Raw genomic sequence first — 11,061 nt, forward strand, 5'->3', positions numbered from 1 at the left:
GCCCCTGCGCTGATCGATCTGCGCAGGGGCACTTCTCGTGGTCGGCCGGTGGTCGTCACATCACCGGGGTGTTCTGGCCGATCTTGATCTGCCATTCGCCGCCGGTGCGCTGGGCGACGGCCATGAAGATCGCCTCCATGGGGTCTTCGCGGTCGTTATCGGTGGTCTCGGTGCGGCGCGTCCGCTGGCGGGCGTGGATCACCGCCAGCTCTGCCGAGAGGTGCGTGATGCTCTCGACCGCGTAGCTGACGCTGATGGCTTCGAGCGGTCCGCCCGGGCCGAACACGAATGACTGGGCGCGGTGGAGCGATTCCTTGTCCTTGACGAGGTTGCCGCTGAAGTTCACGAAGACGGGGGTGTCGGCGAACAGGTCGTTCATCGCCTTGGCGTCGTTCGTGTTGAAGGCGTGCTCGTAGCGCTCGATGAGTTCGGTCAGGGCGCGGTCGGTCCCGGTGTTCACGGTGCTTCCCCTTTCGCAGTGCGCGGAACCGATCCTGAAACTTCGACATATCTGGAAGTCAAGGGTCAGGGGGTGACGATGCTGAAGTCGGGGTCCGGCTCGTCGAGCACGTCGAGGAGCGCTTGAAGGCGGGTCATGTCGCCGCGGTGCTCGACGCCGGTCATGTCCTGGTTTCCGAGCAGGCCGGCCAGCTGGGGTTTCGTCATCGACAGCGTCAGCTGGGCGGCGGGGTCGGGTGTGCTGTCGCTGTGGTGGGTCAGGACGCCGTTGGCCAGGCGCAGGTGCCAGATCTTGTTCTCGTCGGTCAGCTTCCAGTCCATCGTGATGGTGCGGTCCCACGCCTTCGGCCCGTTGATCCGGATCGCGATCGAGTCGATGAGCTGGTCCACCGTCAGCGCCGCCATCATGCTCGGGCTGCTGCTGGACAGGGCCGTCGGTTTCTTGCCCTCGCGGAGCTCCTTCGCGGCCGTCAGGTAGAAGTTCCGCCACACGGCGTTCTCCATGCCGTGCCCGAGCTGCTCGTAGACCTTCGCGAGTTCCTGCTTGGCCTTCTCGTCGTCCGGCTCGGCGAAGACGCAGTGGTTCAGCAGTGTGACCGCGAAGCGCAGATCGCCCTGCTCGGCGTAGGACTTGGCTCGCTTGATCCCGTCCGGGACACCGCCCATGACCTGCACCCAGCGCTTGGCCTGCTCGACGGGCGGGTGCTCCCAGAGGTGCGCCGGGTTGCCGTCGAACCAGCCCACGTAGCGCTGGTAGATCCCCTTGATGTTGTGGTTGAGCGATCCGTAGTAGCCGCGGGTGGCCCAAGCGTTGTTCAGGGCCGGGGGCAGCTCGAGGATTTCGGCGATCTCGCTACCGGTGTGACCCTGGTTCATCAGCCGGAGGGTCTGGTCGTGCAGGTACCCGTAGATGTCGCGCTGTTCGGCCAGCGCTCCGTTGAGCTGCTCGTTCCCCCACGTCGGCCAGTGGTGGCTGCCGAAGAGGACTTCGGCCTCGTCGCCGAACAGCACGATGGTCTCGCTCAGGTAGCGCGACCACTGCCGGGCGTCGCGGACCTGCGCCCCGCGCAGGGTGATGATGTTGTGCATGGTGTGCGCGACGTTCTCCGCCATGCACAGCGCCTTCCACTCCGGGAAGTAGAAGTTCATCTCGGAAGGCGCCTCGGTGCCCGGCGTCAGCTGGAACTCGATCACGATCCCGTCGATGGTCTTGCGCTGACCGGTCTTGGTGATCGATTCGGTCGGCGGCACGAGGCTGGTCGTTCCGGTGGACACGGCTTGGCCGAGGCCGCAGCCGATCTGTCCGGTGGGGGAGACGTCGAGGTGGTCCCCGTACATGTACGTGGCGCGGCGGCTCATGGCGGTGCCCGCGTAGACGTTCTCGGAGACGGCGTGTTCCATGAAGCCCTCGGGGGCGAGGATCGGAACACCGCGGGCGCCGGGCGGCAGGATCCCAGCGGTGCCGCCGAAGTGGTCGGCGTGCGAATGGGTGTAGATGACGCCGGTGACGGGTCGGTCGCCGCGGTGCTCGCGGTAGAGCTGGAGCGCGGCGGCCGCGGTCTCGTCGCAGGTGAGGGGGTCGATCACGAGCACGCCGGTGTCGCCCTCGATGACGGTCATGTTCGAGAGGTCCAGGCCGCGGACCTGGAAGATGCGGTCCGTGACCTGGTACAGCCCTTGCTTGGCGGCGAGCTGGCCCTGCCGCCACAGGCTGGGGTCGGCGGTGGCCGGCGCGTCTCCGGTCAGGAAGGAGTAGGCGTCGGCGTCGTAGACCACGGTGCCGTTCTCGTCGGTGACCTTCCCCGGCTTCAGGGAACCGAGGAATCCGCGGTCGGCGTTGGCGAAATCGGTGCGATCACCGTAGGGGAGCCTGGTCGTGTCGGTCGGGAACCGCCCGTTGGCGCCGTCGGCGACGGTTCCCCCGGGGCCCGACGTCGTGCACGAGGTGAGCGTCGCCGCCGCGGCTGCTGCTCCCGCGCCGACCACGAACTTCCGCCTGTTCACCGGTTTCACAACTGCCTCCGAATCGTTCGGCTCGATCCCTCCGCAACCCCACTGTGCCTGCGGGAAAGCAATTAAAGCGACTGTTTTAGACAGCTAATGCGAGTGTTTTACACGACATTGACGAGGGTGTTCCGGCTGAGCAGACTGGATGGGTGGACACCCGCTCGGAACTGCTGCTCGCCGCGGAACGCCTCTTCGCCCTGCACGGCATCGACGGCGTCTCGCTGCGGCAGATCGCCGCGGCGGCGGGGCAGCGCAACGTGGCCGCGGCGCACTACCACTTCGGGGACAAGTCGAAGCTGATCGGCGCGATCTTCACCAGCCGCCTGGCGCACATCGACCAGCGCCGGACCGAACTGCTCGACGCGGCGCGCGCCAACGGCGCGGACGCCGACCCGTGGCACCTGTGCGATGTGCTCGCCCGCCCGTTCGCCGAACAGGCCGCGCGGCCGGGAAGCCACTACGCGCGGTTCCTCGCCCGCCTCTACGAACACGCCGGTCACACGGTCGAGACGCTGCCCGAGTACGGTTTGACCGGAAGTGCGGAGCAGGTGACCCGACTGCTCGGGGAACTGCTGGCCGCGCAGTTGCCGGAGCAGGTCGCGCAATACCGGATCGAGCTCGCCGGGCGGCTGCTCATCACCGGCACGGCCGATCTCGAACAGCACGCGGAGCAAGCCGGTGACGTGGACGAACAGCGCCTGTCCTGGTTGACCGACGCGCTCGCCGGTCTGCTCACCGCGCCGGCGGGGCGGGCGGCGTCGAGCGGCTGAAGCGGCTGCGCCTGTTCCGGCGATTCGTTCCCGAAGCGCCCGCGCTGTCGGCGATGAACGGCTACAACTGTTGAGGCACGCCAAGGACGTGGAGGCCTCGTGACGAAGTCGTCGCTCGAAGGAGTCCGGCCGAAGCAGGAGTTCGCCAACGCATGGCCGCCCGGCCGGCTCATCGGCGGAACAGCGCTGATCGTGGGCCCGCTGGTGTGGTTCGCCGGCCTGCTGGTCCGGCACCTCGGCGTGCGGGCGGCGGAGTTCACCCCGCAGCAGGAGGCGTACTTCGCCGCGCAGACCTTCGACGCGCCGAGCCAGCTGGCCGCCTACGCGCAGCACCCTTCGCTGGTCACGGCGGGGTACGCGCTCTTCGCGGGTGGTGCCGTTCTGCTGTTCCCCGCGGTGGTCACCTTCGCCCGGATCGTCGCCGCGCGTTGTCCGCGGCTCGCGTTCTGGGGCTGCGCCCTGTTCGTCGGCTCGCTGTTCGCCCGCCTGTACTTCGCCGGTGTCGACCTGACCGCGTTCCAGCTGGTCGACCGGATCGGGTTGCAGCAGGCCACCGACTTCGTGCTGAGCTCCTACGTGGACCTCTCCTACGGGCTGTGGCGCATCCCCGTCACAGCCTCGGCCGGCTCGATCCTCGGGATGCTGCTGCTGGTGATCGGAGCTTGGCGCGCGGGCGTGCTCGGGCTGGTGCGCGGCGTGCTGCTGCTGTTGTGCGGTTGGGTCTTCATGGGCGTCCTCAAGGAGAGCGCGCTCCCGCTGGGAGTGCTGGGCGGCGGAGTCTCGGTGTGCCTGGTCTTCATCCCGCTCGGCATCGCCGCGCTCCGCGACCGGCTCCCGGAACTGCGCGCCACCGCCGAACCGGCACCTGGCCGGGAGCGGCCGAAACTCCCGCTCTGGTAGCCGTTTCGCGGGTTACGTCGCCGACAGCCAGCCCGCGGCGAGCTCGGTGATCACCGCCGCGCCGCGATCGCTGAGGTGGATGTGATCGACGAGCAGCTCGCGACCGTCGCTGTCGGCGATGTCGTCCCAGCTGCGACCGAACGCGTAGTGCTGGATCGCGGCGGACAGCGCCAGCGGGAAGCTGAAGTCGTAGGACGCCGGATTCTCCTGCTGGGCCACGATCTCCGCCATCCGCTCGTGCACCGGGAGGTAGTCCGCTCCGGCGCTCTCCGCCGTCTCCTCGATCGCGCGGTTGTACTCCGACAGCCTGCGGTTGATCTCCGCGTTCAGGTCCTCGCCCATCGGCGGCAAGGACATCAGGGCGATCCGGGCGTCGGTCCCGTCCTGGATCCGGCCGGTGATCGCGGCGAGGTTGGCCCGGTACCGCTCCAGCGGCACGCCGTCGCGGACGTCGTTGGTGCCGACGAGGATCGTCACCGCGACCGGGTGGCACGCCACGACGTCGGTGTCGATCCGGGCGAGCAGGTCGGCGCTGGTGTTGCCGTTGACCCCGGCGTTGACGAACTCGTACCCGGCCAGCTCGGACCTGCTGCGCAGCGAGCCGATCCAGTCGCCGCCGAGCGTGCCGCGGGTGATGCTGGCTCCGGCGGCGACCACTGCGCGCGGTGAGTTTCCGCAGGCCTCAGCCGGTGTGCTGATCGGCGGGTGGAGGAACGCGAAGTATCCGCCGACGCCTGCCACGCCCAGGGCCGCGGCGAGCACCACGCACACCGAAGCGATGACTCGTTTCCTGGACACGATGCGCTTTCGCACGATGGTCGTTCCTTCCCCAGCTGCCCGGCAACTCCGGTTGGTGAGTACTCACTAACCATAATTGGCGGGTGATCACTGACCTGTCAAGGAAGAAGCCGGAAAGCGCTCGAGGGGCACCTCTCGCGGAGAGGTGCCCCTCGAACCGTCAGATCCCGCGCAGGACCTCGGGGAGTTCGGTGGTGTGGAGGACGCCGAGGCGTTGGGTCGCCCGGGTCAGGGCCACGTAGAGGTCGTTGAGGCCTCGCTCGGACTCCTCGGCGATCGCCGCCGGTTCCACCAGCAGGACAGCGTCGAACTCCAGGCCCTTGGCCTGCTCCACGGTCAGCAGGGCGACCGGGGCGTCCAGGTCGTCCGGGCTGGTGCCGAGGGTGGCCTCGGGCAGCGCTTCCGCCAGCTGCGGGCCGAGGTCGGCCAGCACCTGCGGCGGCAACAGGACCGCGAGGCGGCCGTCGGCGACCTCGCGCAGTTCGTCCGCCACCGCTTCCGGCAGCGCTGTCGCGAGGTCGTCGACGCGGCGGGACCAGGGCTGGTGCCCGCTGGTGCGCACCGAGGTCGGCGCCTCCAGCTCGGTGTCCATTTCGGACAGGACTCCGGCCGCGACGTCCATGATCTCGGCCGGGGTGCGGTAGTTGACGGTCAGCTCGACCATCTTCCAGCGGTCCTGGACGTACGGGTGCAGGACGTCGTGCCAGGAGTTCGCCCCGGCCAGCGCGCCGGTCTGGGCGACGTCGCCGACCAGCGTCATCGACCGGCTCGGGCAGCGGCGCATCAGCACCCGCCACGCCATCGGCGACAGCTCCTGCGCCTCGTCCACGATCACGTGGCCGAACGTCCAGGTGCGGTCGTCGGCAGCGCGCTCCGCCGCGGTCAGGTCGCTGCGGGAGCGGAACCGCTCCGCCAGCAGCTCGGCGTCGAGCACGTCGGAGACCCGCAGCCGCTCCTCGTCGGCGATCTCCTCGTCCTGCTCCATGATGTGCAGAACGCCTTGCGCGTAGGCGAGTTCTTCGCGCTCCTGGCGCTCGCGCTCGGCGCGGGCCTGCGCGTCGTCCTCGCCGAGCAGTTCGGCGAGCTCGTCCAGCAGCGCCACGTCGGCGGGGGTCCACGGTGTGCCCGCGGCTCGCTGCAGCTCCTCGCGCTCCTCGTCGTCGAGGTGCTTGCCGGTCGCGGTGATCAGGCGTTCCGGCGAGCTGAACAGCTCGTCGAGCAGCTGCTGCGGGGTGATCTCCGGCCAGAGCTCGTCGAGCGCCCGGTCCACCGCCGGGTCGGCGCGCAGCTCCACGTTGATCTCGTCCAGGTCGCGCCGGTCGAGCAGATCGCGGCCGAGGCGGTCGGCGACCTGCAGGGTCAGCGCGGAGAACATCTCGTTCCGGAAGATCCGGCGCGCCAGGTTGTGCGGTTTGCGGGCGCGCCGGGCGCGCGTGCGGGCCTGCGCGGCGGTCTTGCGGTCGATGCGCAGCGGCTCGCGGTCGAAGACGACCTCGACGTGGTCGGCGGGCACCTGTTCGCGGTCGCGGACCGCCGCGGTGAGCACCTCCACCATGCTCTCGCGGCCCTTGATCTCCGCCGCGCGTGCGGATTCCACGCCGGTCGCGGTGATCCCCGGGTACAGACCGCCCACAGTGGACAGCAGCACGCCGGTCTCGCCGAGGGAGGGCAGCACCTGCCCGATGTAGCGCAGGAACGTCTCGTTCGGGCCGACGACCAGCACACCGCGCTTGGACAGCTGTTCGCGGAAGGTGTACAGCAGGTAGGCCGCGCGGTGCAGCGCCACGGCCGTCTTGCCGGTTCCCGGACCGCCCTGCACCACCAGCACGCCGTTCATGCCGGCGCGGATGATGCGGTCCTGCTCGCCCTGGATGGTGGCGACGATGTCCTGCATCTGCCCGGTGCGGCGGGCGTCGAGCCGCGCCAGCAGCGTCGCCTCCCCGGCCAGCCCGAGATCGCTGCCCTGCTCGGCGGCGTCGAGGTCGAGCACCTCGTCCTCGTAGTCGAGCACCTTGCGCCAGCTGGTGCGCAGGTGCCTGCGGCGGCGCACGCCGTCGCGAGCGGCGGCGGTGGCCAGGTAGAACGGCCGGGCGGCCGGTGCGCGCCAGTCCAGCAGCAGCGGCTCGTACTCGTTGTCCTCGTCGAACAACCCGAGCCGGCCGACGTGGAACGTCTCACCGCTGTCCAGGTCCAGCCGTCCGAAGCACATCCCGTGCTCCACCGCGCTGAGCTGGGTGAGCTTGTCGGTGTACATCCGGGTGGAGATGTCGCGCTCGGTGCGGGCCTGCGGCGGGCCGCCGCTGTCGCGCAGCGTGTCCTTCAACCGCTGCGTGGTCTCCTGCCGGAGGGTGTCCAGCTTGTCGTACAGCACGGTGAGGTACTGCTGCTCGGCTGCGATCTCCTGCGCGCGGACGGCATCCCGATCGGATCGGGCGTTGGACAACTGCGCCACCTCGGTACTCAGGGGGAATGGGGGAAGCCCGACTCGACGGTCGGCCCGACCCACCAATATACCGCGCGGGGCGGCCCGCCCCGGTCTCGTGCCGCTTCCGCTGGTCCGCTTCCGTGAGTGTTTCGGGGCGCTACGGCACCCCGAAACACTCACGGGAGCTCGTGCTCACAGAACCGCGGACAGGCCCAGGATCACCGCGAAGGAGGTCACCGAGAGCAGCGTCTCCATCGCCGACCAGGTCTTGAGGGTCTGCCCGACGGTCATCCCGAAGTACTCCTTGACCAGCCAGAACCCCGCGTCGTTGACGTGCGAGAGGAACAGCGAACCGGAGCCGATGGCCAGCGCCACCAGCGCGCCCTGCGCGGGCGGCAGCCCCATCACCATCGGTGCGACCATGCCCGCCGCGGAGATGGTGGCCACCGTCGCCGAACCGGTCGCGACCCGGATGCCGACCGCGATCAGCCAGCCCAGCACCAGCGGCGAGAGGTTCGCCCCGCTGGCCAGGTCGGTGATCATGTTGTTCACCCCGGACTCGACCAGGGTCTGCTTGAAACCGCCGCCCGCGCCGACGATCAGGATGATCCCGGCGATCGCGGGCAGCGAACCGCCGACCACCTCGGAGAGCCGGTTGCGGCTGAACCGGGCACCGGTGCCGAGCACCACGATGGCGATCAGCACGGTCAGCATCATGGCCACGACCGGCGTGCCGACGGTGTCCAGCACCAGGTAGCCGAAGCTGTCCTCGGCCAGCAGCAGCTCGGCCACCGACTTGCCCAGCATCAGCACCACGGGCAGCAGCAGCATGGCGACCGCGGCGAAGAAGCTGGGCCGCTTCTCCGGTGCGGTCTCCACCTGCGACTTGCCGAGCAGGTGGGTGGCGGGCGGCAGCTGCACGCGCTTGGCGATGAACGAACCGAACAGCGGACCGGCGACGATGGCGGTCGGGATCGACACCAGCACGCCCAGCGCGAGGGTGATGCCCAGGTCGACGTTGAGCGCGTCCACCGCGGCCAGCGGGCCGGGGTGCGGCGGGACGAGACCGTGCAGGATCGACAGCCCGGCCAGCGCGGGGATGCCGATGCGCAGCATGGGCTGGTCGGACCGGCTGGCCACCATGACCACGACCGGGACCAGCAGCACGACGCCGACCTCGAAGAACATCGGCAGTCCGAGCAGGGCGGCGATGAACACCATCGCCCACGGCAGGGTGCGGTCGGTGGTGCGGCGCAGGACCGTCTCCACGATCCGCTCGGCGCCGCCGGTGTCGGTGAGCAGCTTGCCGAGCATCGCGCCGAGCGCGACCAGCAGGCCGACGTCGCCGACGGTCTTGCCGAGCCCCTCGGTGAAGGTCGAGACCAGGTCGGTGAACGGCATCCCGGCCACCACGCCGAGCGTGGTCGCGCCCAGGGCCAGCGACAGGAAGGGGTGCAGCTTCGCCCAGCTGATCAGCACGACGATGACGGCGATGCCGGACAGGGCGGCGATGAGCAGGCGCGTGTCGTGCGAGGTCCACCCGCCGGCCTGCGGGGCTTGGGCGAGGACGGCGGCGAGGCTGCCGGAAAGGCTGGTTGGCATGGAAGGGCTCCTCGTTGAGCAGCTGGTGCGCGGCACAGCCTAAGCAATAAGTATGACTTTATTGCCATGTGGACCGATTAAGTATGCCTGTTGTGCCCATCACGCCGGTCCGGCCGCCTATGTTTGGGGCGTTCAGCGGCGAAAGGGGCGAAATGGGCGGCGGGCTGCACGGCAGAGTCCTGGACGTGCTGGGGCACGAGATCGCCGCCGGCACGCACCCGCCAGGCAGCGTCCTGCGCACCGACGAGGTGGAGCAGCGGTTCGGCATCTCCCGCAGCGTCGCCCGCGAGGTGGTGCGCAGCCTGGCCTCGATCCGGCTGGTCGTCGGCCGCCAGCGCGTCGGAAACGTGGTCCGCCCCCGCGAGGAGTGGAACGCCTTCGACCCGCAGCTCATCCGCTGGCTGCTGGCCGCCGACCGCACCGCGCAGCTGAAGACCCTGGCCGAGCTGCGCACCGCGGTCGAACCGATGGCCGCGGCCGCGGCGGCCCAGCGCGCGGCCGACGAGGACGCGGCCCGGCTGGTCGCGCTGTCCGAGCGGATGGTGGCCACGGCGCGCTCCGGCGACCTGGACACCTTCATGGCGGCCGACGTCGAGTTCCACCGGCTGGTGCTGCGGGCGTCGGGCAACGAGATGTTCGCCCAGCTGCACGAGGTGGTCGAGGAACTGCTGAGCTGGCGGGCCGGGCACGGCCTGATGCCGGAGCACCCGCGCCCGGTCGCCGTCCGCCTGCACTGCGAGATCGCCGAGTGCATCCGCAGCGGTGACCGGGCCCGCGCCGAGGAGGCCATGCGAGAACTGGTCGCCGAAGCGCTGGAGGGAACCCTCTCCGGCTTGGGGAGTGCCCGGGTCGCGTCCCGCTGACCCGCGACGGCCGGATGCCCCGAGCCGGACTGGGGACGGCTCGGGGCACCAGGCGGGTGGTCGGCGTGCTGGGGGTCTGACACGCCGGCCTGCGTCGGGGACTGCTGCGACTTCAGTGGACGACTCCCGTTGAAGTCACGTCCGGTCAGTAGCCGAGGTAGCTGCCGCCGGAGCGGACGCCGGAGACGCCGGGGACGTCGGCGACCGAGCCGTAGCGCGAGATCGCGTAGCGGGTGGCCGCGATGATGTTGTCCACCGGGTCGTAGATGTCCCCGTGGCCGGGCAGCGCGAAGGACTCGAAGGTCGGCTGGATGGTCTGCATCAGACCGATCGACGGGGTGCCGGCCGCGGCGTTGGAGTCCCAGTTGTTCGTGGCGCCCGGGTCACCGTTGGACTCGTGCATGATGATCATGCGGATGGCCTCGGTGTCGATCTGGTCGCGCGAGACGCCGTTCTGCTCCATGACCTGGACCGCTTCGTCGATCCAGGCGCCGATCTGGTCGACCGGCTTGGCCTCCTCGACCGGCTTCTCCGGCGCGGGAGCAGCCTCGGGGGCGGGCTGCTCGGCCGGAGCGGGGACGGCCTCGGGGGCGGGCTGCGGGGCCGGGGCGTGGAGCGGGACGGCCTGGTCGATCGGGGTGACCACGGCCGCGGTCTCCACCGCGGGCTGCTCGGTCCGGGGGCCGCCGACGCCGGCGACCACGCCGAGCACGCTGAAGGCGGCTGCCGCGGTGCCGAGCTGCAGCGCCCGCGTCTTCGGGGCGACGCGGTGCTGCCGGTCGGACTTCTCGCCGAGGAATGCCGCACGCAGCCAGCTCGCCGTGTTCGGCACCGCCCTCTCCCAACGGTGCCAACCGGTCGGCCGGGGATCTCGGTCGTCGAGGATGCGGTTGTCGGGGGAATCAGGTTCGGGGGTCACGAGAACCCAGGTTCCGGCACGGAGAGTGCACGCGCACCGAGGTTTGCACGTACATAGGTACCTAGTTTCGCCCATACGGGCGACATATCGCGGGCTTCCAACTACTCAAAGTGAGATTCTGTGGTCCGGACAACAGCCCCGGAAGCGTCCCCGCATGATCCTGATGGCGTCGAGGCCGCCCGCATCCGCTCGGCAACTCGCCCCGGCCCGCCGTGCCGGGAGCAGCCGCGGTCAATTTCGTACGAAATTGACCATCACCCGGGTGAACGTCAATTTCGTACGAAATTGACCGCCGCCGCGTTCGCCGCCGCCGCGTCC

9 protein-coding genes are annotated in these 11,061 nt (G+C 69.9%); 3 read left to right on the forward strand and 6 right to left on the reverse strand.

Features of this window, described 5'->3' with window-relative positions; all coding sequences use genetic code 11:
* Positions 1-55: 55 nt before the first annotated feature.
* Both OU416_RS21690 and OU416_RS21695 read right to left on the reverse strand, forming a co-directional pair.
* Complete coding sequence (locus OU416_RS21690; protein ID WP_270928839.1) at positions 56-460, reverse strand: YybH family protein; 405 nt, start codon at positions 458-460, stop codon at positions 56-58.
* Positions 461-525: 65 nt separating this feature from the next.
* Positions 526-2,463, reverse strand: a complete 1,938-nt coding sequence (locus tag OU416_RS21695; RefSeq protein ID WP_270928840.1) for an alkyl/aryl-sulfatase — start codon at positions 2,461-2,463, stop codon at positions 526-528.
* 152 nt (positions 2,464-2,615) lie between these two features.
* Between OU416_RS21695 and OU416_RS21700 the strand changes: the two genes are divergently transcribed.
* Both OU416_RS21700 and OU416_RS21705 read left to right on the forward strand, forming a co-directional pair.
* The gene (locus tag OU416_RS21700) at positions 2,616-3,236 is read left to right on the forward strand and encodes a TetR/AcrR family transcriptional regulator (protein ID WP_270928841.1); all 621 of its coding nucleotides are present in this window, start codon (positions 2,616-2,618) and stop codon (positions 3,234-3,236) included.
* Between the two features lie 99 nt (positions 3,237-3,335).
* On the forward strand, positions 3,336-4,136 hold the full coding sequence (locus OU416_RS21705) for a hypothetical protein (protein ID WP_270928842.1): 801 nt from the start codon (positions 3,336-3,338) through the stop codon (positions 4,134-4,136).
* A 12-nt stretch (positions 4,137-4,148) separates the two neighbouring features.
* Here the strand turns inward: OU416_RS21705 and OU416_RS21710 are convergent, their stop codons facing one another.
* From OU416_RS21710 to OU416_RS21720, 3 genes are all read right to left on the reverse strand, one after another.
* Positions 4,149-4,949 carry an SGNH/GDSL hydrolase family protein gene (locus OU416_RS21710; protein ID WP_270928843.1) on the reverse strand — a complete coding sequence of 267 codons (801 nt, stop codon included), beginning with the start codon at positions 4,947-4,949 and terminating at the stop codon, positions 4,149-4,151.
* 145 nt (positions 4,950-5,094) lie between these two features.
* A complete protein-coding gene (locus OU416_RS21715; protein ID WP_270928844.1) occupies positions 5,095-7,377 on the reverse strand; it encodes a HelD family protein in 2,283 nt (760 codons plus the stop codon).
* A gap of 174 nt (positions 7,378-7,551) precedes the next feature.
* Entirely contained in the window at positions 7,552-8,961 is a 1,410-nt protein-coding gene (locus OU416_RS21720; RefSeq protein ID WP_270928845.1) for a GntT/GntP/DsdX family permease, read from the reverse strand.
* Between the two features lie 152 nt (positions 8,962-9,113).
* On the opposite strand from OU416_RS21720, the gene OU416_RS21725 reads away from it, so the two are divergent.
* Positions 9,114-9,824, forward strand: a complete 711-nt coding sequence (locus OU416_RS21725; RefSeq protein WP_270928846.1) for a FadR/GntR family transcriptional regulator — start codon at positions 9,114-9,116, stop codon at positions 9,822-9,824.
* A 145-nt stretch (positions 9,825-9,969) separates the two neighbouring features.
* Here the strand turns inward: OU416_RS21725 and OU416_RS21730 are convergent, their stop codons facing one another.
* Positions 9,970-10,656 carry a lytic transglycosylase domain-containing protein gene (locus tag OU416_RS21730; protein WP_270928847.1) on the reverse strand — a complete coding sequence of 229 codons (687 nt, stop codon included), beginning with the start codon at positions 10,654-10,656 and terminating at the stop codon, positions 9,970-9,972.
* Positions 10,657-11,061 lie beyond the last annotated feature (405 nt).

This window comes from Saccharopolyspora indica, assembly GCF_027853965.1.
Lineage (GTDB): Bacteria > Actinomycetota > Actinomycetes > Mycobacteriales > Pseudonocardiaceae > Saccharopolyspora > Saccharopolyspora indica.

Bases quoted from the DNA above. Each gene is read 5' to 3' on its own strand.
- OU416_RS21720 (WP_270928845.1), bottom strand. From the start codon at position 8,961: ATGCCAACCAGCCTTTCCGGCAGCCTCGCCGCCGTCCTCGCCCAAGCC.
- OU416_RS21725 (WP_270928846.1), top strand. From the start codon at position 9,114: ATGGGCGGCGGGCTGCACGGCAGAGTCCTGGACGTGCTGGGGCACGAG.